22 protein-coding genes are annotated in these 23,520 nt (G+C 64.9%); 7 read left to right on the top strand and 15 right to left on the bottom strand.

Features of this window, described 5'->3' with window-relative positions:
• Window positions 1-140 precede the first annotated feature (140 nt).
• The gene (locus ABIA90_RS08275) at window positions 141-518 is read left to right on the top strand and encodes an Hpt domain-containing protein (RefSeq protein ID WP_354118505.1); all 378 of its coding nucleotides are present in this window, start codon (window positions 141-143) and stop codon (window positions 516-518) included.
• A gap of 171 nt (window positions 519-689) precedes the next feature.
• On the top strand, window positions 690-938 hold the full coding sequence (locus ABIA90_RS08270) for a hypothetical protein (protein ID WP_063980459.1): 249 nt from the start codon (window positions 690-692) through the stop codon (window positions 936-938).
• A gap of 63 nt (window positions 939-1,001) precedes the next feature.
• Here the strand turns inward: ABIA90_RS08270 and ABIA90_RS08265 are convergent, their stop codons facing one another.
• The gene (locus ABIA90_RS08265) at window positions 1,002-1,625 is read right to left on the bottom strand and encodes a helix-turn-helix domain-containing protein (protein ID WP_063980458.1); all 624 of its coding nucleotides are present in this window, start codon (window positions 1,623-1,625) and stop codon (window positions 1,002-1,004) included.
• A gap of 340 nt (window positions 1,626-1,965) precedes the next feature.
• Here ABIA90_RS08265 and ABIA90_RS08260 point away from each other — a divergent pair, with 340 nt between their 5' ends.
• Complete coding sequence (locus ABIA90_RS08260; RefSeq protein WP_354118504.1) at window positions 1,966-3,129, top strand: hypothetical protein; 1,164 nt, start codon at window positions 1,966-1,968, stop codon at window positions 3,127-3,129.
• Window positions 3,130-3,950: 821 nt separating this feature from the next.
• Complete coding sequence (locus ABIA90_RS08255) at window positions 3,951-5,165, top strand: EAL domain-containing response regulator (RefSeq protein ID WP_354118503.1); 1,215 nt, start codon at window positions 3,951-3,953, stop codon at window positions 5,163-5,165.
• A 686-nt stretch (window positions 5,166-5,851) separates the two neighbouring features.
• Here ABIA90_RS08255 and ABIA90_RS08250 read toward each other — a convergent pair.
• Window positions 5,852-6,712, bottom strand: coding sequence for a DMT family transporter (locus ABIA90_RS08250; RefSeq protein ID WP_354118502.1), 861 nt, complete (start codon window positions 6,710-6,712; stop codon window positions 5,852-5,854).
• Window positions 6,713-6,873: 161 nt separating this feature from the next.
• Here ABIA90_RS08250 and ABIA90_RS08245 point away from each other — a divergent pair, with 161 nt between their 5' ends.
• Entirely contained in the window at window positions 6,874-8,232 is a 1,359-nt protein-coding gene (locus tag ABIA90_RS08245; RefSeq protein ID WP_354118867.1) for an aminotransferase-like domain-containing protein, read from the top strand.
• Between the two features lie 7 nt (window positions 8,233-8,239).
• Here the strand turns inward: ABIA90_RS08245 and ABIA90_RS08240 are convergent, their stop codons facing one another.
• The 3 genes from ABIA90_RS08240 to ABIA90_RS08230 all read right to left on the bottom strand — a co-directional run bounded on the left by ABIA90_RS08240 (window position 8,240) and on the right by ABIA90_RS08230 (window position 10,521).
• Window positions 8,240-8,854, bottom strand: a complete 615-nt coding sequence (locus ABIA90_RS08240) for a GDYXXLXY domain-containing protein (protein ID WP_354118501.1) — start codon at window positions 8,852-8,854, stop codon at window positions 8,240-8,242.
• On the bottom strand, window positions 8,851-10,122 hold the full coding sequence (locus tag ABIA90_RS08235; protein ID WP_354118500.1) for a DUF2157 domain-containing protein: 1,272 nt from the start codon (window positions 10,120-10,122) through the stop codon (window positions 8,851-8,853). The genes ABIA90_RS08240 and ABIA90_RS08235 overlap by 4 nt, the downstream gene beginning before the upstream one ends.
• Before the next feature lie 165 nt (window positions 10,123-10,287).
• Window positions 10,288-10,521, bottom strand: coding sequence for a hypothetical protein (locus tag ABIA90_RS08230; protein WP_354118499.1), 234 nt, complete (start codon window positions 10,519-10,521; stop codon window positions 10,288-10,290).
• Between the two features lie 275 nt (window positions 10,522-10,796).
• Between ABIA90_RS08230 and ABIA90_RS08225 the strand changes: the two genes are divergently transcribed.
• Window positions 10,797-11,192, top strand: a complete 396-nt coding sequence (locus ABIA90_RS08225) for a VOC family protein (protein WP_354118498.1) — start codon at window positions 10,797-10,799, stop codon at window positions 11,190-11,192.
• Between the two features lie 315 nt (window positions 11,193-11,507).
• Here ABIA90_RS08225 and pip read toward each other — a convergent pair whose 3' ends face one another.
• From pip to ABIA90_RS08210, 3 genes are all read right to left on the bottom strand, one after another.
• Window positions 11,508-12,464, bottom strand: coding sequence for a prolyl aminopeptidase (gene pip / locus ABIA90_RS08220; protein ID WP_354118497.1), 957 nt, complete (start codon window positions 12,462-12,464; stop codon window positions 11,508-11,510).
• Window positions 12,465-12,586: 122 nt separating this feature from the next.
• Window positions 12,587-13,567 (bottom strand): Bug family tripartite tricarboxylate transporter substrate binding protein, encoded by a 981-nt coding sequence (locus ABIA90_RS08215; protein WP_354118496.1) that lies wholly within the window; start codon window positions 13,565-13,567, stop codon window positions 12,587-12,589.
• A gap of 79 nt (window positions 13,568-13,646) precedes the next feature.
• Window positions 13,647-15,287: an FAD-dependent oxidoreductase gene (locus ABIA90_RS08210; protein ID WP_354118495.1), complete on the bottom strand. Its 1,641-nt coding sequence runs from the start codon at window positions 15,285-15,287 to the stop codon at window positions 13,647-13,649.
• Between the two features lie 116 nt (window positions 15,288-15,403).
• Here ABIA90_RS08210 and ABIA90_RS08205 point away from each other — a divergent pair, with 116 nt between their 5' ends.
• Window positions 15,404-16,297, top strand: a complete 894-nt coding sequence (locus tag ABIA90_RS08205; RefSeq protein ID WP_166346602.1) for a LysR family transcriptional regulator — start codon at window positions 15,404-15,406, stop codon at window positions 16,295-16,297.
• 25 nt (window positions 16,298-16,322) lie between these two features.
• Here ABIA90_RS08205 and ABIA90_RS08200 read toward each other — a convergent pair whose 3' ends face one another.
• From ABIA90_RS08200 to ABIA90_RS08170, 7 genes are all read right to left on the bottom strand, one after another.
• A complete protein-coding gene (locus ABIA90_RS08200) occupies window positions 16,323-17,198 on the bottom strand; it encodes an ABC transporter permease (protein WP_028158517.1) in 876 nt (291 codons plus the stop codon).
• On the bottom strand, window positions 17,195-18,022 hold the full coding sequence (locus ABIA90_RS08195) for an ABC transporter ATP-binding protein (protein ID WP_502916635.1): 828 nt from the start codon (window positions 18,020-18,022) through the stop codon (window positions 17,195-17,197). Before ABIA90_RS08195 ends, ABIA90_RS08200 begins: the two co-directional genes overlap by 4 nt.
• A gap of 2 nt (window positions 18,023-18,024) precedes the next feature.
• On the bottom strand, window positions 18,025-19,074 hold the full coding sequence (locus ABIA90_RS08190) for an ABC transporter substrate-binding protein (RefSeq protein ID WP_354118493.1): 1,050 nt from the start codon (window positions 19,072-19,074) through the stop codon (window positions 18,025-18,027).
• Window positions 19,074-20,213, bottom strand: a complete 1,140-nt coding sequence (gene leuB / locus ABIA90_RS08185; RefSeq protein ID WP_354118492.1) for a 3-isopropylmalate dehydrogenase — start codon at window positions 20,211-20,213, stop codon at window positions 19,074-19,076. The genes ABIA90_RS08190 and leuB overlap by 1 nt, the downstream gene beginning before the upstream one ends.
• On the bottom strand, window positions 20,210-20,857 hold the full coding sequence (gene leuD, locus ABIA90_RS08180) for a 3-isopropylmalate dehydratase small subunit (protein ID WP_014490573.1): 648 nt from the start codon (window positions 20,855-20,857) through the stop codon (window positions 20,210-20,212). The genes leuB and leuD overlap by 4 nt, the downstream gene beginning before the upstream one ends.
• The gene (leuC, locus tag ABIA90_RS08175; protein WP_502916634.1) at window positions 20,858-22,291 is read right to left on the bottom strand and encodes a 3-isopropylmalate dehydratase large subunit; all 1,434 of its coding nucleotides are present in this window, start codon (window positions 22,289-22,291) and stop codon (window positions 20,858-20,860) included.
• 142 nt (window positions 22,292-22,433) lie between these two features.
• Window positions 22,434-23,387: a LysR family transcriptional regulator gene (locus ABIA90_RS08170; protein WP_354118491.1), complete on the bottom strand. Its 954-nt coding sequence runs from the start codon at window positions 23,385-23,387 to the stop codon at window positions 22,434-22,436.
• Between the last annotated feature and the right edge of the window lie 133 nt (window positions 23,388-23,520).

The following is a 23,520-nucleotide window of genomic DNA, read 5'->3' as shown; positions in this document are numbered from 1 at the left end:
GTAAACCGGCGGCTAACGCCGGCCTGCAAACACGGATCGTCCTGCTACCGGAACTGAAATTCGGATGCCCTAGACACGGGGCATGCCTCGCGCCGTACAGGCCCGCGGCAGACGAACCGTGACCAGGACAGGCCAAAGCCATGTTTGAAGTGACCGCCGCGCCGACGCCAAAAGCGCTCGATGCCGCGCCCGCGCGCGAGCCGGGTGCCTACGAAGCGCTGGTGCGGGAGATCGGCGAGGACGGAGCCTGTGAAGTCCGTGACGTGTTCTGGAGCGAGACCTGCGCGCGCCTGCAGCTGTTCCGCACGCTCTCGCTCGCGCGGCACCTCGCCAGGATCACCCGCGAAGCGCATTCGCTGAAGAGCGCGGCCGGAACGTTCGGCTATGTCAGGCTTGCGGCGCTGGCGCTGCGGCTGGAGCAGACCGCGGAGACGCTTGGCGAGGCCGAATTCCACGGTCTCCTCGACCTGATGGATGCCGCCTACACCGCCGCGCGCGCACAGGAGCCGCAGGGCTAGAACCTTTTTCGTTTCGATGGAATCGGAGCGGGGCTTGCGCAAACCGTATCCACTTCGCTCGAAAACACTCTGACCAAAACCGCGCCAAGCCCGCCGTACTTCTACGGTTTGGGATTTTCACAGATGGCTAATCATAGGTGGCGATAGTCGCCGGAAACCAGGAGGGTTTCCATGTTCACCTATGAGACTGCGGATCAGAAAGAGGTCCGTCGCTTCCGCATCGCACAGTTCAACGGCAGGACGGCGACGGTGAAGGCTGGCGAGGCGACGGTGACTGGTTTCGTTCGCTCGGTGCTGGAGCAGGAATCAAGCATGCCGCCGCGCTGGACCATCACGATCATTCCGAGCGCGCCGAAGGAAGAGCCCAAGTCGCTGCGACCGCCGTCGCGGGTACGCCCTTTCGCCGAGGATTATCTCTGAGCCCATCGGGGCCCCAAGCCATTCTCAGGCTTGATCGCCCGCGCGGCGGCGCAGGACAGAACCTCAATCGATCGAATGCAGCAGCGCCGCACGGACGAGGTCCGCGGTGTTGCGCGCGCCGAGCTTGCGCATCGCCTCGGCGCGATGGCTCTCGAACGTGCGCGGGCTGATCTGCATCCGCAGCGCGCCCTGCTTGTTCGAGTAGCCCTCGCTGATCAGCCTCAGCACCTCGCGTTCGCGCTTGGTCAGCCGCTTCTGGCCCGACAGGCCCAGCAACTCGGTGCTCGGCACACGCTGCGCTTGCTGTGCGCGGGCGGCGTTCAATTCGGCGCCCTCGGTCCTGGACTGGATCGGCAGGGCATCCCTATGAGGGCCGGCAAGCTGCTTGACCACGCCGCAAACGCGTTCGGTCTGCGCCAGCGCATTCTCTACCACGCGCTGCAAATAGGCCCGATCGGCCGTAACCGGCGCGAGCTGGTCGCTGTGGTGCTTGATCTCGCCCATGTAGAGCAGGAGCGCGGTCAGGGGGCCGTTGAGCTCGCGGGCGATGGCGCTGGCCATCTCGTCGGCGGCCTTGGCGCGGACCGCGTTCAGGCGGGCGAAATCGAGCTCTTCGGTCGGAGCAGAGCTGCTTTCGAACCATTCCGACGGCCGCGAATCGGTGGCCGTATCGTTCTGTGACCCCATGTGACTCGTTTAGCGGAACCGAGGCCGGTCTGTGGTTAACTTTTTGCTCCGTAAGACTACGGTAATTTTGGCAGTTTTGTGCCGAAATGCCGGCGCAGGCACAATTTATGCTTGAGTAACCACGTAATCGACCACGCATAGGTTGAGGTTTTCGCCCAAAACTTGAGCAGGCGACGAAATGCCTCCTTAACCAACGCTCCCCAGCGGGCGCCCGCGCCTCCCGGTTTTTACGGATAAATTAACAATGACTTGCTTCTCTTAGTCACGATTGAGAGCGCGCAAATGCCTCCACGCATGAGGCCGGTAGGCCTGCGGGAAACGCTGCGGAAGATTGCGTGCCATGAACGAGATCGATCGGCTGTCCGAGTTCTTGCAGAGGCTGACGCCGCTCTCGCGCAGCTGTCTGCTCAGCGAGCTCGAGCGGCTCGAACTGTGCGGCATCGACATGCCGGGCTCGTCCGACATCCAGGCGAAGTTGCGCGCCGAGTTCCGCAAGGACGGATCGACCCAGGCACGCGCCACCAGTCCCTCGCGCTATTTCTTCGCGCCGCTCGAACTGCTCCTGATCGACGGCGCACCCGAGCATGCTAATGCGGGGCGGATTTCACGCAACACGCTCACGCCCATCTGGGAGTGGATCTGCCGCGACCTGCTGCCGACCATGGCGCGCGACTACATCAAGGCGATCAACGACCAGGTCACCGCCAACAACCCGAAGGAAGTGCTGAAAACCGCGTCGACCTTCCAGACCAAGGTCCTCAAGGTCCTCGAGAACACCCTCGCATCGGCGGAGAGCACCGAGTTCGCACGCGCCAAGCTCACGCAATACACGGCCTCGCGCACCGCCTTCGACGACGTGAGGAAAATGCAGCAGGTGCTGCGCGCCGGCGACGCGCTGCCGAAGTTCAACGAAAAGCTGCCCGAGAAGATCGCGAAATTCGACGACGGCCAGGTTGCCCAGATCACCGCGCAACTCGATGCCTTCAGGAAGTCCCACCCGGACGCGCTGCCCTTTGCGCTGGCGCTGGTGGCGAGGCGGCTGAAGACGTCCTGGGAGCTGGTGCGCCTTGCCACCAGGATCGCCGCGAGCAAGAGCGTGGCCGACGTCGCCGCCACGCCCTATGCCTGCGTCGTTCCCATGGTGCTCGACCGGCTCGACGACAAGCGGCTCGCCCTGCGGGTCGCGCTCAAGCACAACCGCGTGCTGGTCGCCCGCGACCTGCTCGCCGACATCTACGACACCGAATATGCGCTCAAGGTCCGCATCGACGGCATCGAGGGTTGCGAATGGGGCGCCCGGCTCCAGCAATTGATGGATGCGATCGCGGCGCTGGTGTCCGCCGAGGTGAGCCGTTTCCCCTCCAATGTCGGCCACATTCTCGGCTCGCGCCGGCTGCGCAGCCACGACACGCTCGGCGGCAAGCTGTCCTATCTGGCCTGGAAGGGACGCGACGCCGTGCAGGACGGCGCGGCGGCGTTTCGCAAATTGATCGGGCAAACCTGATATTGCGGCGCGGCTACTCCGCCCGCGGCAGGCACAGGAAGCGATCGGTAAATCGTCCTGACAGAACGAATCTGAACCACCAATACATCAATCGCCGCGTCGTCATTGCTGTAATCCTCGACAGCCCACCACCGGCTGCGCACAGCAATAGCGCAGGTGCAGCAAGACACATGTGATGTGCTTCACATTTGCGCCGCGGCAGCCGGCCACGTTGTCGCAGAACTGTCACGCGTAAACCATGGAACATGCGCGCATCGCGTGAAAATGAACTCCCCCATCGCTGCCATCGCGTCGATCCTGCGATGCACCGCAAGAGCGACGGGAAGGAGGTTGCGATGAGATCGAACCGGCGGACATCGACGATGGCGGCATTGTACGCGCGCGCCAGCGCCGCGCGAAACGCGAGCGGCTCGTAGCGCGTTGAATGAGCTGAATGCGCAGCTCGACAAGCACGGATTCTACAAGGCGTTTCCCGTCCTGAGTCGCGGTCGCGAGCTGGTACTGCATGACCCAGCACGCCACGGCCACAGGCAATTGAGGCGTCCATTATTCAATTGGGCGAAGTGCGCGCGACCTCGTCCGATTACAGGACAGCGCGCGTGTCCGCAGCCAAGCCGCGTCTTGCAAAAATTGCGCGGGATTGCCGCACGCCCGCGCGCGACGCGCGGGCAGACGTAAAAACTTCTGGAAGAATATCCAGACAATTTTAGACGTGATGCGGGCTTTAACGTTACCCAGATAATTCAACAATCGACTGAAGCTCTCCATATTTGAAACTGCTCCCATCGCTAACACCTGTCGCGGAACGGGAGTGGTTTGCGATGAACGATGAACTTGTTGAGCTCGCCGGACGGAGGCCCAAAACCTTCGGACGGCGAAAGGTAACGCCGCGCGCATGCGTCGCCGACGGCAAGCGCCATCTGCGCGCATTCCTCGCCGAGGTGCTGGAGGATCTTGGTTTCGTCACCAGCGAATGCGCCAGCGCGGACGAACTGCAGACCGTGCTGACCCGCGAGTTGCCGGACCTGATCCTGCTCGGCATCGCCGCCGACGGCATCGAGCCCGGCACGTTTCTGGAGACGCTGGTGCGCGAGGCCTTCGACGGCAAGGTTCTCGCCGTCGGCGCCCGCGAGTCCATCATCGTCAGGGCCGTGCAGCAGGTCGGCGAGGAGTATGGCCTCGCGATGCTGCCGCCACTGACCACGCCCTTTGCCGCCGAGACGCTGCGCGAGCGCGTCGCGATGCTGCTGCCGGACGAGCCGGCGCCGAGCCCGGCCGTGTATGTCGGCGAGGCCCTTCACGCCGGCTGGCTCGAGCTCTGGTACCAGCCCAAGATCGACGCGCGCACCTTGGTCCGCAGCGGCGCCGAGGCGCTGGTGCGGATGCGGCATCCGACCTGGGGCGTGGTGCCACCCGCCTACTTCATCCCCGAAGAGCACGATCCGCATTTGCGCGAGCTCTCGGAGTTCGTGATCGAGCGCGCCTTGCAGGACTGGCACTATCTCCTGGAGCAGCAGAGCCCGGTCGATCTCTCGATCAACCTGCCGACGTCATATCTGAAGGAGCCGCTGGCGGTGCGTGATCTCTGCCGCCGCATGCCGACGCATCCGGCCTTCGGCGGGCTGACGATCGAGATCGACAGCGAGGAGGCGATCCGCGATCTCGCATTCCTGGTCGAGGTCGCCCGCGAGGTGCGCCTGCACAATATCGGCCTGTCGATCGACAATCTCGGCGCCAACTGGCCGTCACTGATGGATCTGGACAAGATTCCCTTCATCAAGCTGAAGGCCGACCGGCACTTCGTCACCGGCAGCGGCAGCGATCGGCTGAAGCGCACGGTGTGCCGTCACATCGTCGAGCTCGCGCACGCCTACGGCGCGCGCACCGTGGCCGAAGGCGTCGAGAGCCGCGCCGACCTCGTCGCCGCCAACGAGCTCGGCTTCGACCTCGTGCAGGGTTTTCTGTTCGGCAAGCCGATGCCGCTGAAGAAGTTTGCAAGGAGCGCGCTGACGCGGACGGTGATGGGGCAGGCGTGAGGCACAGGCCTCACGCCCACCGCCGCGCGAAGAAGAAGACGCACACAACCACGAGCGCGCTCGCTGCGATCACCCCCATGAAGGACAGAGCCCTCCTAGCGACAGACCCAGGCGCCATTGACCAGCACGCGGGCGCACGTTGGTGCCGCGACAGCGGCGCCTACGGCCGCTCCACCGACTACGGCGCGGCGCGTCGTTCGCCGCGCGACGCCGGCGACACTCACTGGGGTCGCTGGTCGCCCTACGCGGGCCTGTGCGCTCTGAACCGAGAATGAAAGACCATCCTCCTCCGACCACTGCACAGAGCCCATGGCTGCGCAGGCAATAACGGCGCCGGCTAACCAAAATTTGGTTCCGTGTCGCATGACGTGCTCCTTCCCTTGCTCAACGTTTCTGCGGATTTCGGTCCGTCGCGTGAGGATGCCGATCACCGTCCCATCAGCGAAACGAGCAGACCAGCCAGACGGATGCTGTCACTGTGATCGCGAAATAGGGCACGCGATGCACCGAGGAGATAACTCTCCCGTCCAGTGCGACACTGCATGCAAGAATAGACGTTGATCTAGATCAACGTTGGCGGTCGCATGACTACCGCGCCAGGTGATGGTCACGCCAATGACCAGATGGAAGCGCGTTCGATCAAGGTCATCAACTTCAGACCCTGGTCGGGAACTGCGATCACCGCCTCAGGCATATCGCCGCGCGAAGAAGACGCAGACGACCACGAGTGCGGTCGCGGCGATCATGCTCCATGCGACCGGCTCGTGCAGCAGGAAGCCGGCGAGCGCGAGGCCGAAGAACGGCTGGAGCTGCTGCAACTGCCCGACCCGGGCAATGCCGCCGACCGCAAGGCCCCGGTACCAGAAGATGAAGCCGACGAACATGCTGAAGACGGAGACGTAGGCGAGCCCGATCCAGGCGGGCACGCCGACGCCGCTCCACGTCGACGGCCATGTCAGGATCGCAACCGGCACCATCAGCGGCAGCGCAAGCAGCAGCGCCCAGGAGATCACCTGCCAGCCGCCGAGGCGGCGCGACAGCGCGGCGCCTTCGGCATAGCCGAGCCCGCACAGCACGATGGCCGCGACCATCAGGAGATCGCCGGTGAGCGAGGCCGAGCCGTCGTTCGACAGGGCAAAGCCCGCGACCGTGGCGCTGCCCAGCACAGCGAACAGCCAGAACAGCGGCTGCGGCCGCTCGCCACCGCGCAGCACCGCGAAGATCGCCGTCGACAGCGGCAAGAGCCCGATGAAGACGATCGAATGCGCGGAGGTGATGTGCTGGAGTGCGAGCGCTGTCAGCAGGGGGAAGCCGACCACGACGCCGATGGAGACGATGGCGAGCGAGACGAGATCCTTCCGCCGCGGCCGCGCCTGGCGGAGCAGGCCGAGCACGGCCACACCGATCAGTGCCGCGATGACCGCGCGGGCGGACGTCAGGAACAGCGCGGAGAAACCACCGACCGCCACGCGCGTCGCCGGCAACGAGCCGCTGAAGATGATGACGCCGAGAAGCCCGTTGCCCCAGCCACTGCCTGCAGATTGCATGTCCGTCTCGCTTTTTGGGTCACGATCATCGGCCGTCGCCGGTGGCGAGACCAGCGACAATCCAGTACAATCCGGCAAAACTGTATGGATATGGAAGGTAATACACCTTGGGCGGCGAGGCACAAACGAAGGGACGGGGCGGGACGCGGACCAGCGACGTGATGGGCGCGATCCGCGCCAAGGTCGCGGCCCGCGCACTCGGTGCCGGCGACCGCCTGCCGTCGATCCGCAGCCTTGCCGCGACAATGGGTGTTTCGCCGTCCACCGTCGTCGAAGCCTATGATCGGCTGGCCGCCGACGGCCTGATCCGCGCCCGTCGCGGCTCGGGCTTCTATGTCTCATCGGCTGTCACCCCGCCGCTGGCGCTGACCGAAGTCGAGCCCCGCCGCGACCGGGAAGTTGATCCGTTCTGGGTTTCCCGACAATCGCTCGACACGGACGATGCCGTACCAAAACCCGGCTGCGGCTGGCTGCCGCCGGAGTGGATGCCGGAGGCGGCGTTGCGCCGCGCCACGCGCGCGCTTGCCCGCACCGACGCGAGCGTGCTGACCAATTACGGCAGCACCAGCGGCTCCCCTGCCCTGCGCCGGCTGCTGCTCGCGCGCCTCGCCGAAGACGCGATCGAGGCATCGATCAACCAGTTGATGTTGACCGGGTCAGGCACGCAGGCAACCGACCTGATCTGCCGCTTCCTGCTCCGTCCCGGCGACACCGTGCTGGTCGACGATCCCTGCTACTTCAATTTTCGCGCCCTGCTGCGAGCGCATCAGGCGAAGATCGTCAGCGTGCCCTTTACGCTGTCGGGCCCCGATATCGCGCGCTTCGAGCAGATCCTCGCGGCTGAGCGGCCGCGGCTCTACATCACCAATTCAGCGCTGCACAATCCGACCGGCGCGACGATCTCGCTCCAGACCGCGCACCGGCTGTTGACCGCAGCCACGGCGCACGACCTCACCATCATCGAGGACGACATCTTCGGCGACTTCGAACCGGAGCGCTCGCCGCGCCTTGCCGCGCTCGACGGATTGAACCGCGTGATCCGCATCGGCAGCTTCTCCAAGACGCTGTCGGCCTCGGTGCGCTGCGGCTACATCGCAGGGCGAGCCGACTGGATCGAGCACCTCGTCGACCTCCAGGTCGCGACCAGTTTTGGCGGCCCGAGCCCGGTGGCGACCGAGATCATCGCCAAAGTCCTGGCCGGCGGCAGCTATCGCAAGCACATGGACGAGCTCCGGCAGAAGCTCACGCGCACGCGCCGCGACGTCGCGCGAAAACTTCAGGCGCTGGGCATCGAGCCCTGGCTGATGCCTCGCGGCGGCTTCTTCCTCTGGTGCCGCCTCGCCGGCGGACAGGATGCCACCGCCGTCGCGCGCGCCGCGCTCGAAGAGGATGTGGTGCTCGCACCGGGCAACGTCTTCAGCGTGTCGCAGACGGCATCGGACTTCCTGCGCTTCAACGTGGCGCATATGAGCGATCCGCGGATGTGGGACGTGCTGCGGCGGGGGCTGAAAGCCAAATGATCAGCGCCTAGTACAACGGCTCCTCATAGACCGGCTCGCCGTCGAGCAGCAGCCGCTTGATGGCGGCGCGGCCTGAGGGGAGTACGGCGGCGACGACCCGGAGTTTCTGCTGATTGCGGGCCTGCTCGAGCTTCTTGCCCTCGCCTTCGGGCAGGAAATAGCTTTCGAGACCGTATTTGATCGCCAGTTTCTCGCAGAAGACGCGCGGCCCCGAGCCGCAGGTTCCGCCGTAATAGGAGACGCGGCCGCGGATCAGCACTTCGGGAACCGTGACCGTGACGGGCTCGGCATGCACCGAGACGGCCTCGTAGAGACCATTGGCATTCGGCGCGAGCTTGACGAACACGACGGGCTTGCGCTCGGCCGCCGGCTGTCCGGCGAGCGTGCCCGCCGGCAGTTGCGAGATATCGTAGCGAAGCACGACATAGTCGCCGCGCAGGAGATCGCGGGGATCGACCGGCTGCGTCTGCAACGTCACCTCACGGCCTTCGCGCAGGATCTGCATGCGATCGGCGACCATCAGCACCAGCAGCGCGCATTGAAGCAGGACGGCGACACCGAACAGCACGGCTTTCGGGATGTGCTGCCAGAGTTTTGTCACGGACGCGGTCAATTCCATCATCGCTGAGCCCTCGGCAGCGCGCGATTGAGCGCGGTGGCAAATACGACGGCAATCACACCGGCCGCGGCAAGGAAAGCCGAGCGGCGCAGCAGCGAGCCCTTTACCGCCCAGGTGATGCCCGCGATGACGCCGGCGATCCCGAGCCAGCCGGCAACGATCCGCGGACGCACATCATCGAGCACACCGGAGACGACGAGGCACAGCATGGCGCAGAGCAGCGCGGCATAGGCGAACCAGGGCTCGCCGGCCGTGGATGCCGGCCAGATCGGCGCCGCGAGCAGGACCAGCCCGATCGAACATGCCGCAAGGATTTCACCTGCACGCCTGGTGATCCCGGCGGACGCAAGCGCGAGGATCACGCCCGCGGCCCCGCACAGGATCGCCCAAAGCGGCTGGGCCGGCACCGTGCTATTCCGGAAGCGAATGATGTCATCGACCGTTGTCACCTCCAGGCAAGCGACGGCGGCCAGCGAAAACGCTCCGTAGATCGACAGGACAGTTCCGAGGCGTAGCGCCCTCGGCGACGGCGCAGCGGCGATCGCGAGCCCGGCGCCGAACAGCAACGCGGCGCCGTTCGCGAGCACGAACGACGGCTGGGCACCGTCGAGCTCGAAGCGGAGCGATGTCGCGATCCACCACGGAAGCAGCGCGACCGCGACGAGATGGGCCGCCACGCGGGAATTCCATGCAAGCGCGAGCGCGGCGGCGATCAGCCAGACCGCCACGAACGGAAGATGCAGGACATCAGGCGCATCATAGTTGCGCATGCAGGTCCAGAGGCAGGCCGCGACGAGGGCGACCGCAAGCGCGCCGCGCGATCCGGTCAGCAGTGCGGCCGCAAATGCTCCGATCGACCACAGCAGCATGCCGTCGGCGAAGTCTTCGCCGAGATGATACATCTGGCCGACCAGCGCGATGCCCGCGCCGAAGATGATCGCCCCGATGCTCGCGCAGAGATCGGCGAGAACAGTGCGGCCCGTCGCGGCGAACCACGCTCCGAGGCCGCCGGCGACGACCATGCCGGCGATCAGGATCGCGAACCGCAGCAGCCGCGCGATCTCCGTCCAGTGCGCCGCGACGAAGGCGAGGAAGGCGGCTGCGATCAAGAGGCCGCCGACGATGGCAACGACGACGGCGATGTTGATGCCGGGCGAGAGCGGCGGCAGCGCGCTGCGGATGGAGGTGGCCGCCGCCGGCGCGATCACGCCGTCGGCTTCCCATTGCGCAAGATCAGCCTCGAGGCGCTGCCGGTAGGTTTTGTCGAACATCGTCGTGAAACACCTCGCTCCCTGCCGGTTGGCGGGATGCTGTTGGTCGGGCCGTGACGGTAGCAGGTTCAACCTGTCACCGCTCTGGTCGCGGGGGCACCGGGCGCGTGCCCCCGCACGACAGCGGCTTCGCGTTCACGGTCGAACCGAGTAAGTCACCGGCCGTCATGATGATGACCCGCCATGCAGAAACTGACGAACTCGAGGCAGGACGAGATCGACCGCACTCAGTTCGGCTTCATGGGTCAAGCCGTCCAGGATCACGAGCTGTACTTTGGTCGACTGCAATGCAGTCCCGATGGTCTGCGCGCTCGCGAGCGCGGCCGGGTTTTGCCGGCCAACGATCCAAAGTGTCGGGCAAAGAAGACGCCCTGGATCGATATCTTCCCAATCCAGCATCGCCGCGAGCCAAGCCACCTCAGGGCCGGCGCGCCGAACAAAGGGCTCGTCATCGCTGGCCCTCCCCGATACCGATCGAAGGGACCGGATCGCCGGAGGAAAACGGACAACCTCTCGAAGGGTGAGAGCCTCTTGTGCGGGAAGGCGCCCCTTCGGCACCTGCGCGAGGTTATAAGGTCGCCTTCAACAGGACGCAAACTGGTCGGGACGGCGGGCCGTGACGACTTTGAACCTTCCGTCCCCACGTATCGGCGGTCTAACGCAAAGGGATTCGCATGCCTCCAACTCACGCACTGACGTCCATCCTTCCCTGCAACGACCTCGCCGCCTCGGAGAAATTCTACGCCCGGCTCGGTTTTACGCGCGCGGACGGCGACAAGCCGGAGGACGGTGAGGACAGCTATCGCATCCTCTCCGATGGAAAGGGCGGCCATCTCCATCTCACCGATGCCGTCGAAGGCTGGCTGATCAGAGGCCGCAACCCGTTCGGCCTCTATCTCTACACCGAGGCCGTCGACGAACTCGCGCGAGAGTTTTCGGGCGAGTTGGCCAACGGACGGGGGCCGGAGGACACGCCGTGGGGAATGTACGAGTTTGCGCTGTCGGACCCGGACGAGACCCTGGTCAGGATCGGCTGGCCGTCACAGCTCCGTCAGAACAAGCAAGCTTGAGCGGCGGAGAGGAAGGCCTGGGACGTGGACTCATTAGCGCCGAGCCATAGCCTGATTGAAGCGAGTTGGACGAAGGCGAGATAGTTGGCGGCAAGCGTGTCATAACGCGTCGCCACACGACGGCATTACTTGATCCTGTTGAAGAAGCGCTCCGTGCTGATGCACGCGGACAATCGACGTGTCGCAGACGCTCTTCTTACGTGGAGTAGCAAGCACCCAGCGTGTCGATGATGCGGCCCCAGAGACCAGCCCGCCGCCAACGGATGATTCTCCTCTTCTGCGCCCGGATTTATTCCGACTTCGTCGTTGCCCTCTTCATAGTGCTGTCGCGAAGCGATCGGTGGCGCGCACCAGTTGATCGAGGATACCTGGCTCCGACCAAGCATGACCTGCACCCTCGACCAGATGGAATGCGGCTTCAGGCCACGCCCTATGCAGCGCGTACGCATATCGGGCTGGACAGGGCATGTCGTAGCGGCCGTGAACAATGGCTCCCGGGATACCGCGGATGCGGTGAGCGTTGCGCAGAAGTTGCCCATCCTCCAGCCAGCAATCGTGAACGAAATAGTGGTTCTCCAATCGCGCAAACGCGAGCGCAAATTGGTCGTCGCCAAACGATGTCGAGAATGCTGGATTAGGCAGCAGCGTGATCGTTTCGCCCTCCCAAATAGCCCAAGCCTTGGCTGCCTCGAGCTGGATGGCTCGATCGTCGCCCGTCAGCCGGCTGCGATACGCCGCAATCATGTCGCCTCGCTCGCTCAGGGGTATCGGTGCCTGGAACTTTTCCCACTTCTCCGGAAAGATCTCTGAAACGCCGAACTGATAGTACCATTGCAGCTCCGCCTTGGTGACGGTGTAGACGCCACGGAGAACAAGCTCGCTGACGCGGTCGGGATGCGTTTCTGCATAAGCTAACGCGAGAGTCGATCCCCACGAGCCACCGAACACGAGCCATTTGTCGACGCCTGCAAGTGCACGCAAGCGCTCGATGTCCGATACCAAATGCCAAGTCGTATTCGCTTCGAGCCCCGCATACGGAGTTGATTGCCCACATCCTCGCTGATCGAAGAGCATGACATCATATCGATTGGGATCAAACAGACGCCTATGTTCAGGGGACAAACCTCCGCCCGGTCCGCCGTGCAGGAAGACCGCCGGCTTCGCGCCCGGCGTCCCCACCCGTTCGTAATAAACCCGGTGACCTTCTCCAACGTCGAGGGTGCCAGCGCTATAGGGCTCGATGGGTGGGTACATGGACCTCAACTGACTCATACGGCCTCCGTTTGGCACCACGAGGTTCGATTAGCACGCCGCGATCATGGTGGTTTCGGTTATAGGAGCAAAGCCGACGAAGCCACCAGTCACATGTCGCACCGGGTTTATAGGTACACGGCCTAGTTCGCCTTGATGCCGGCCTCGCTGATGAGCTTGCCCCATTTCGTGCTCTCGCTCTGAATGAAGCGGCCGAACTGCTCCGGCGAGGTCGGCGCGGGCTCTGCGCCGAGGGTCCGGATTTTCTCGGCCACCACCGGGTCTTTCAGGGCTTTTGTGAAAGCCTCGTTCAGCCTGCTGATGACGTCCGCAGGCGTGCCTGAGGGAGCAACGAGCCCGAACCAGCCCACGGATTCGAAGCCCGCGATGCCACTCTCGGCAAGCGTCGGCACATCGGGCAAGGATGGAAGCCGGCGCGCCGACGAAACGCCGACGGCGTTGAGCTTGCCTTCGAGGATCAATTGCCTCGATGCGGGAATATCCAGCACCGCGAAGGGAACGTGTCCCGCAAGGACATCAACCGCTGCCGGCGCCGTCCCGCGATACGGAACGAGCTCCATGCTGATCCCCGCCTTCTGCGTGAACAGCGCGGCCGTCAGATGCATCGCTGTCGAATTGCCGCCATGCCCGATCGACAGCGCGCCCGGCTTCGCCTTGGCGAGCGCGATCGTCTCTGCGGCATTGTGCGCGGGCACGTCCGCGGACGCGACCAGCACAAAGGGAATTTCCGCCAGCAGGGTGATCGGCGCGAGATCCTTGGGGTCGAACGGCATCGACGAATTGAGGTGCGGGTTCACCGTCAGCGCGCCCGCCGGCGCGACGCCGAGCGTGTAGCCGTCGGGCCTGGCCTGGGCCACCGCGGCCATGCCGATATTGCCTCCTGCCCCGGCGCGGTTCTCGATCACCAGGCTCTGCTTGAGCTCCGCGGTGACCAGCGGCTCGAGCGCACGGATGACGGTGTCGGCGCTGCCGCCGGGCGGGAAGGTCACGATGATCTTGATCAATTGCTCCGGATAGGCCGCGCGGCCGGCTTCCAGCGGCAACACGGCGAAAGTCGCGGCCGTCAGCGCGGCCAGAATGCGGCGCCTTGCAACGTGAAACAATTTCTCCTCCCCCATTACGTATTCTTATTTGTAGGCACGACCAGGCTGCCGTGCCGTCGGCAGGCAGCCTGCTATTCGATCACGCCGCAGCACCAGTGATGCGCGCAAGCAGGCCTTCTGGATTTTCCGGCGCGGCCTGCCCGCGCCAGGCGATGTGCTGGTCGGGTCGTGCCAACACGAGCTTCTCGGCATAGGCCCCATTCGCCTCATCCGACGCGATGTCGACCAGCGCAAGCGGCATGCCGCGCTGTTCTGCGGCAGAGAGCAGCCGCGCCACATCGATCGTCGGGTCGAGCCGGAGTAACGTGTAGCCCGCTCCGAAAGCATCGTAGAGCGATCGTCCGTCGCGCAAGAAGACATGCGGCGCGCGGGCGCCCGGCACGGTAGACGGCGTAAAGCTTCCCATCGCGTAGGCCGGCGGGGTTTCGCCGTCATAGGCGATGATCGGCGAGGCATCGTAGTAGTAGCCGAAGTTGAGGCCCGCGCAGCAATATTGCTGCACGTTGAGATCGTAGGCCGCCTTGGCAAGCGATGCGCGCGTCGCGTGGCCGCGCGGCGTGTCATCCTCGATCTCCGCGGACACGCCGCCGCGTTGCGCCATCATCTTCATCGCATGGTCCATGGCAAAGCGGGACACCTGATCGGTGATGGGCTGGCGCTCCGCCTCATAGGCATCGAGGATCGAAGCCGGCGCCCAGCCGTTCAGATGCGCCGCCAATTGCCAGCAGAGATCGACGGCATCAGCGATGCCCGCATTCATGCCGTAGCCCGCATAGGGCATCCACAGATGCGCGGCGTCGCCGCAGATGAAGACCCTGCGGTCGCGGAAGCGATCGGCCACCAACCGGCGCCCGACCCAGTCCTCCTTGCTGAGGATTTTGTACTCGAACCGCTCGTCGACGCCGAGGATGGCACGGATCGACCAGTCGCGATCGACCGAGTCGAACTCAGGCTCGTCGGGCCTCAGATGATTATGGATCAGCCAGCGGTCGTGGCCGTCGATTGCAACCGTCGTGCCGGAGCGGCGCGGGTTGAGCGAGAGCACCATCCAGGCCGGCTTGTGCGCGCCCATCAGTTCCTTCAGTTGCGGCGCCTCGATGAAGGTCGATTGCACCCGCTGGATCACCGGCGTGCCGGACAGGCTGGCGCCGATCGATTTGCGAACCAGCGAGCGGCTGCCGTCGCAGCCGACCACGAAGTCGGCTTCGATGCGGAGAGAATTTCCGCTGTCGAGGTTGCGACCTAGCGCGACCACACGATCGTCGTCCTGCTCGATATCGGTGATTTCCGTGCGCGCCAAAATGGTGATGCGCGGCTGAGCGGCGGCGTGGCTGAACAGGATCGGCTCGAGATAGACCTGGTTGATCCGGTGCGGCGGCTCGGGCGTCGGCCACCAGGTGTCGGGGCCGCCGGTGGCGCTGTAGCGGCGCGCGCGCGAGGGAATGTTGATACGGCAGAGCTCGATGCCGGTCGCCGTGGTCCGGTAGGAGCAGTCGTTCGGGAAGTCCGCGGGCAGGCCTGCGTCGCGGAGCTTTGCGGCGACGCCGAGCCTGCGAAAGATTTCCATCGAGCGCGCCGAGACGTGATTGCATTTGACGCTGGGCGGATCGCCGGCGTGGCGGATCTCCGCAACGACGACGTCGATCCCGCGCGAGGCCAGATCCATGGCCGCGGTCAGTCCCACGGGCCCGGCGCCCACGACCAGCACCTGTGTCCTCATGCTCGTTTCCATCCCCTTGCATCATCGCGGATTCGTTGCCCGCGCAGCATGCATTTTATTGCAGGCTATCTTATGCGATAAGTCGGAAAGAACTCATCAATTCATGAGCTTTTCCGATGAATGTCACCTTGCGACAATTGCGGGCCTTCACTGGCGTGTATCGCACGCGCAGCATCACGCGCGCCGCGCGCGAGCTGGGCATCACGCAATCGGCCGCGAGCCTCCTGATCCAGCAGCTCGAAGTGCAGCTCGGCGTCAAGCTGTTCGATCGCTCCACGCGGTCGGTGCAGCCGACGCTGGCCGCCGACGAGGCCTTTCACGCCGCCGAGCGCATGTTGAGCGATGCGCTGGGCCTGTCACGGCGCATGCATGACCTCGCGCAGGCCCGCGCCGGCCGCGTCGCGTTCGTCGCGTCGGCGGGCGCCGCTTCGGCACTGCTGCCGCAGGTTCTCGCGAAATTCCGCGCAGGCCATCCCGAGATCGACATCGACATGCGCGACGTCGCCGCCGACGACCTCGTCCCGCGCCTGATCGCAACCGATGCCGAGTTCGCGATCGGCAGCGTCGAGGGTGAGTTCGCGGAGATGACGATCGAGACGCTGACCCGCGGGCGGCTGAGCGCGATCGGCCGTCGCACCGCCGACTTCGCCGCGCGGCGCGCGCTGACATGGGACGAGCTGGCGCAGCTCCCGACCATCGCGATGCGGCGCGAGACGCGAATCCGCATGCAGATCGACCAGGCCCTTGGCGCGCAGGGCAAGCACCTTTCTCCAACCTATGAGGTCACGCTGATCAACACCGCGCTCGCCATGACCGCACAGGGCCTCGGCCTCGCCATCCTCCCCGCGACGATGCTGCCGGCCGATCAATTCCCGACGCTGATCGCAAGACCGCTGATACGCCCGGCGATCACCCGCCCGGTGTCGCTGCTGCAGCGTCAGGGACGCACGCTGTCGCCGGCAGCGCAGGCGTTTGTGGCGACGGCGCGGACGGTGCTGGCGGGGCCGTGATCAACGACGCAGGCCGCTGCTCGGGCTACTCCGCGAGATTATGCTGCTGCCAGCGCAGCAGATAGGCCTGCAATCGCCAGATCAACGCGGACAGCGCGACGCCGACCAGCATCAGCACGACGACGGCGACCATCATTCCCGATGCCTCCGCGCGCGCCTCGGATTCGATGATCAGGCGCCCGATTCCCCGCTCCGCACCGATGAACTCGCCGACGATCACGCCGATCAGGGCGAAGGAGATCGCTGGCGTCAGCGAGGCAAAGACCCAGGCCATGGTCGAGGGGATGACCACCGTGCGGGTGATCTGCCACTCGCTGGCGCCGAGCAGCCGCGCCGCGTTGACAAAGCCCTCGTCGATCGAGCGCGCCCCTTCGAACGTATTGAAGAACACGAGGAAGACGACCACGATCCACGACGTGACGATCTTCGAGGTATCGCCGATGCCGAAGGCCAGCACGATGATCGGCGCCAGCGCGATGCGGGGGATCGAATTCACCGCCGTGATGAACGGCTGGAAGATCGCGCTGAGCCGATCCGAGCGGCCGAGCACGAGGCCCGCGGCAAAGCCGCTGCTGACGCCGGTGACGAAACCGAAGAACGTGTTCTTCAGGGTGACGGCGGTTGCGATCCAGAGATTGTTCTCGGATCGCGCCATGCAGCGGGCGAATTCACCATTGAACCAGCCGTTGAACACGCCGAGCTTCGACTTGAGGCAGCTCAGGATCAGGAAGTGCTCGAAGATGTCGGACGGCTTGGACACGAAATAGGGGTCGAGCAGATCCGGCACCAGCCAGGGAAGGCGCCCGTGCAGATCGTACCCCCACTGCCAGATCGACAGGAAGCCGACGCAGATCAGCATCTGCCAGGCCAGGGTTCTGCCAGGGCGGCGCGCTCGTCTCATGGCTTGCGGCCCTTGATGAATTCCTCGCCGAGCGAGTGCCAGATCAGCTGAAACAGCTCGGCATAACGCGGCGTCTCCCGGATCTTCACCGCATTGCGCGGGCGGGCGAAATCCACCTCGAAACTCTCCTTGATCCGGCCCGGCCGCGCGGAAAACAGAATGATGCGGTCCGCAAGCGTCAGGGCCTCGCCGAGATCATGGGTCACGAACAGCACGGTCTGCTGCTCGCGTTCCCAGATGCGCAGCAGCACATCGTGCATGTCGATCTTGGTGTGGGTGTCGAGCGCACCGAACGGCTCGTCCATCAGCAGAACCTGCGGCTCGACGACCAGCGTTCGCATCAAGGCCGCGCGCTGGCGCATGCCGCCCGACAGCGCCGAGGGATAGGCATTGTCGAAATCCTGCAGGCCGGCTTGCGCCAGGCATGCACGGACACGATCCTTTCGCTCCGCCGCCGGGACACCCGCCAGTTCGAGGCCGTAACCGATGTTGTCGGCGACGGTGCGCCAGGGAAACAGGGTGTCGCGCTGGAACACATAGCCGACATTGGGCGTCGCCTGTCCGGGGACGACGGGCGTACCATCAATCAGGATCTGACCGCTGGTCGGCTTGACCAGCGTCGCGATCATGTTGAGGACGGTGCTCTTGCCCGAGCCGGATGGCCCCAGCAGGGCGACGAATTCGCCGCGCCGGACATTGAAGGAGACGTCGCGCACGGCCTCGATGGCCGTACCCGCCAGTTGGAAAGTCTTGCACAAACCGCGCGCGTCGATGCGCCGCGTCTCAGGCGGCGCATCGACGTGCGGCGTGTGTAAAGCCTGGATCGTCAAGCCGGATAGGCCTTGCGTGCCGCTTCGATGAAGCTGGTGTTGACGACGTCGGCCATCGCGAGCGGCTTGATGCCGGTCATTTCACGAAACCAGACCTTCTGACCGCGCGCGAAGCTGGCGGCATCGATGATGCCTTCGTAATCGGTGACCTTCTTCATGACGCCGCTGTCGAAAATATTCGCATCGCGCGACGTGCTTCCGACGTAAGGCTCGATCATATCGTAGATCTCTTCGGGAGAGTGCCCCTTGATCCACAGGGTGGCGCGCCACAGCGCCGTGACGAACGCCTGCATCTTCGCCGGGTCCTTGTCGATGGTCGCCTGCAGCGTGAAATGAGACGTCACCGGGACCTTGCCGCCGATATACTTGGCCCAGACCGCCTCGTCCGTTCCATCGAACAACAGCGCACCCCAGCCCTGCTCCACCGAATCCTTCAGGATCGATGGCGAGTTGATGAGAACATCGACCTGTTTCGTCTTCAACGTGCCCATCATGGTGTCGACATTGCCGGTGCCGATCCAGGTCACCTTGTCGTCCAGCCCCATGGTTTCCATGTAATAGGACGCCCAGACGTGGTTGGTACCGCCCAGCGACGACACCGAAACGATCGGCTTGCGTCCGTCGGGCCGTTTCCACTTCGCCAGCGCCTCAAGAGTGGTGATGCCCTGATCGAACAGATCCTTGCGGATGATGAAGATCGCCGCATTGCTGCGGGTATCGACCGGCATCAGGACGCGCGCGCTGCGGCCGTGATTGCTGAGCTGCATCGGGTGGGTGATGTCGCCGATACCGATATCGCCCTGGGACGACGCGATGATCTCGCGCGTCTTCACGCCGCTGCCGCCCTGGATCAGCTTGCAGTCGAGGCCGGCCTCCTTGAAGAACCCGGCCCGGTCGGCGACGAATTGAGACTGATAGACCGGAATGGCCACCGGATAGATCACGCGGCCTGACGGGGTATCTGCCCACGCCCGTCCTGCCGCCATGGACGCACCGGCGCCGGCGACGATCGTCAACGCGGCCCGTCTGGTGACCCGAGTCCTCATCACGCGTGCTCCCTCTCCTTGCCGACCACCTTGTCGAGCGCGTTCAGAACCGCATCGCCCATCTCCTGGGTCGAAAGTCTTTTTGCGCCGGGTTCGGCGATATCGGCCGTTCTTGCGCCGGCGGAGAGGGTCGTATCCACGGCCTTCTCCAGCAGCGTGGCATCATCGGGCCGATTGAGGGTGATGCGCAACATCATCGCGACACTGAGGATCGAACCGAGCGGATTGGCGATGCCCTTGCCCGCAATGTCAGGCGCGCTGCCATGGACCGGTTCATAGAGCGCCTTGCGGCGGCCCAGCCGGTCCGGCGGCCCGAGCGAGACCGACGGCAGCATGCCCAGCGAGCCCGATGCCATCGCGGCGCAATCGGAGAGAATGTCGCCGAAGATATTGCAGGTCACCATGACGTCGAACTGCGAGGGCGCCCGCACGATCTGCATGGCGGCGTTGTCGACATAGAGGTGTGTCAGCTCCACATCGGAGAATTCCGCCTCATGCAGCGCGATGACCTCCTCGCGCCATAGCACGCTGGTCTCGAGCACATTGGCCTTGTCGACGGAGCAGACCCGGCCTTTGCGGGTCCGCGCCAGTTCGAACGCGGTTCGCGCCACCCGGCGAATCTGGCTGGTGGTGTATTGCTGGGTGTTGAAACCGCGGCGCTGGCCGTCGGGCAGCGTTTCGATGCCACGCGGCTCGCCGAAATAGATGCCGCTGGTGAGCTCGCGGATGATGATGAAGTCGACATCCTTCAGCACCGCGGCCTTGAGCGGCGCGGAGTCCGCCAGCGCCGGATTGGCGACGATGGGCCGGAGATTCGCATAGAGGTCGTACTTGCTGCGCAGCGACAGCAGGCTCCCCGCCTTGCGCGCTGCAGGCGGAACCTCCGTGGTTTCCGGGCCGCCGGTCGCGCCCCAGAGTATAGCGTCGGCCTCCTCCATCGCCTCGACGGTGTCATCGGGCAACACCTTGCCCGTCGCGAGATAGGGGATGAGACCGTATTGCGCTTCGCGCAGCGCCACGGGAATGCCGCGCCTTGCCGAAAACCATTTGAGAATGCGGTGAGACTGGTCGGTCACTTCAGGACCGATGCCTTCACCGCCGACCACGGCGACCTTGATCATGTTCGAGAGCGTGTTCATGCCAATTGTCCTGCCTGATGTCCTGCAAAGTGAATCCACGGCCGCGCGTCGCGGTCGGATGCCTGGAATGCGCGGATCTCGTGGTCCCGCCGCAACGTCAGCGAAATCTCATCTAAGCCTTCGAGCAGACCCGCACGCCGGCGCGGATCGATCTCGAAGACGTGCCGCACGCCCGATGGCGAGGTAACCGTCTGCTCCTGCAGATCGACACTGACACGCCCCGCGCCCTGGCTTGCTTCGATCTCCGCGGCGAGGCCGTCGATAACGGCCTTGTCCAGCACCACCGGCAGGATGCCGTTCTGGAAGCAGTTGGCGAAGAAGATATCGCCGAAGCCGGATCCGATGATGGCGCGGATGCCCATCTCCTGCAGCGACCACACCGCCGCCTCCCGCGACGAGCCGCAGCCGAAATTCGGACCCGTGACCAGGATTTCCGCGGCGCGATAAGGCTCGCGATTGAGGATGAACTCCGGATTGTCCGAGCCATCGGGCAAATAGCGGAGCGATCCGAACGCCCATTTGCCGAGACTGCCGCGGACGGAATTTCCGATCATGCGGTTGATGCTGATGATGACATCCGTATCGACATTGGTACGCATGATCGGCGCGGCCGTCGCTGTGAGCTTGGTGAAGGCTTGCGGCATCTAGCGCTCCATCGTTCGGACGTCGGCGATGGCTCCGGACACCGCCGCCGCCACGGCCATGGCTGGACTTGCCAGATGGGTGCGGGCACGCGGCCCTTGGCGGCCGATGAAATTCCGGTTCGACGTCGACACCGAACGCTGGCCGGGCGGCACGGTTTCACCGTTGGCGGCAAGGCACATCGAGCATCCGGGCTCGCGCCATTCAAAGCCCGCGTCGATGAAGATCTTGTCGAGCCCCTCGGCCATCGCATCGCGCCTGACGGTCTCCGACCCCGGCACGACCCAGGCGCGCACGCCCGGCGCAACCTTGCGGCCGCGCGCGACTTCGGCTGCGGCGCGCAGATCGCTGAGACGGCTGTTGGTGCAGGAGCCGATGAAGACCCAATCGACCGGCGTGCCGGCGATCGGCGCACCCGGCTTCAGGCCCATATAGTCGAGCGCGATCTCGATCGCGCCGCGGCGCGCGGGATCGGCGATGTCGGCGGGATCCGGGATGCGGCCATCGACACCGAGGACGTGTTCGGGACTGGTACCCCAGGTGATCTGGGGGATGATGGTTCCGACGTCGATCGACACCTCGCGATCGAATACGGCGTCGCTGTCGCTCTGCAGCGTCCGCCAGGCCGCGACGGCCCGCTCCCACATCTCGCCTTGCGGCGCATAGGGACGACCGCGGATGTACGCAAACGTCGCTTCATCCGGGGCGATCAGCCCCATCTTGGCGCCGAGCTCGACCGACAGATTGCAGATGGTGAGCCGCCCTTCGATCGGCATGTCCCTGATGGCACTGCCGGCATATTCGACGGCATAGCCGGTGCCGCCAGCGGCGCCGACATGGCCGATCAGAGCGAGGATGAGGTCCTTCGCCGTCACGCCGAACGGCAACCGGCCGTCGAACGTCACGCGCATGGTTTTCGGCCGGCGCTGGATGATGGTCTGGGTCGCCAGCACATGCGTGAGCTCGCTGGAGCCGATGCCGAAGGCGAGCGCGCCGAGCCCGCCATGGGTGCAGGTGTGGCTGTCGCCGCAGACAATCAGGCAGCCGGGCAGGCTGAGACCGAGCTCCGGCCCGATGACATGGACGATGCCCTGCCCCGGCTGGTCGAGGTCGAACAGACGGATGCCGCTTGCCGATGTCTCGGTCCGCAGCGCCGCCAGCAACTCCCACCCGGTCTTGATCGTGCCGGCACGCCCGGACGCCGTCGAAATCGCATGATCGGGCGTCGCGAAGGTCAGTTCGGGATTGTGGACCGGAATGTTGCGGCTTTTGAGGTTGATCAGGCCGGCGGAGCCGCCGAGGTCATGCAGCAGATGGCGATCCACGTGAAGCAGATCGGTATCATCGCTGACATGGGCGATGACATGCTGGTCCCAGATTTTGGCCAGCAGCGTGCGACCACGCGTGTCCACGATCCGTCCTCCTCTGTTCGGCATCTGATGTGCCGTGTTGCCGCCGATCATGCCGACCGACACCAATTCTGTGAAGCAGGATAGAAGTCCGTCGCGGAAATGTGCAGTGACGGTTGAGCAGGGAGCCATCGCGGCCGGCGATGGCTGGCCGTCGGCAGGGGCGATGCTAGCTTCGGCCGCGCACGACCGTCAGGCGGTCGGAGACGCTGCCCGTGGTGAGACGCGCATCATCATGGGTCCGCAAATGCTCCACCAGCAGCTTCGTCACCGAGGGCAACGACTTGTAATCGCGCACGCCGATGACCAGGTCGCGGCGCGCCCAGGACTCGTCGAGCGGGACGGTGACGAGACTGTCGACGCCGTAGCGGTCGCGAACGATCTCCAGCGGCACGATTCCGACCCCCATCCGGGCGTCGACGACGCGGAACAGCGCATCGAAACTGCTGACGCGGATTCGCACCTTGAGGTGCTGTCCGAGCGCCGCGGCGGCCCTGACGCACAGCGTCTCGATCGAGCTGCCCTTCTCCAGGCTGACGAAGTCGAAATCGACCAGCTCGCGGAAGCGAACGCTGTCGCAGCCCGCCAGCGGGTGATCGCGCGTGACCAGCGCGACCAGGCTGTCGCTGCGATAGGACAGCAACTCCAGATCCTGTCCGTCGATGTTGCCGCCGAAAATACCGATGTCGGCCCGGTTCTCCACCACCGCGCGCACGATCGCGGGGCTGAGATCCTCCTCGATGTCGATGTGGACCAGCGGATGCCGTTCCAGGAACAGGCTGAGCTCGTCCGCCAGGGCTTCGAGGATCGCGGACTTGTTGGCACAGATCCGGATCAGCCCGCGCTTGCCCTGCCGGTATCCCGTCAGCTCGCTCTCGAGCTTGCTCAGGTTACCCAGGATGATGCGGGCGTGCTCGAGCAGGGCGAAGCCGGCCGGTGTCGGCTCGATCCCCTTCGAATGGCGATGCAGCAGCTCGACCTGAAACAGTTCCTCGATATCCGACACGCGGCGGCTGACCGCGGACGCGGCAATGTTCTTCTTCTCCGCCGCCTTCGCGATACTCTGCTCCTCGACGATCGCCACGAAGAGCTGCAGCGTGAGGAGATCGATTTTGGCCGTCATCCGGAATGATCCTCGGGCGGGTCGTCACGAGGGGCATTGTGGAGAAGCTTGGCAGCCAGTCGCAAGTGCGGTGTCAGATTGCGGTCCCCGGGGGGGACGACAGCAGAGGCTGCTGGGACGCCGAGAGGCTGTC

The organism is Bradyrhizobium sp. LA6.8 (genome assembly GCF_040547935.1).
GTDB lineage: Bacteria > Pseudomonadota > Alphaproteobacteria > Rhizobiales > Xanthobacteraceae > Bradyrhizobium > Bradyrhizobium barranii.
Note: the sequence above shows the minus strand (reverse complement) of the source record. Positions and strands in the feature narration are given on the sequence as shown.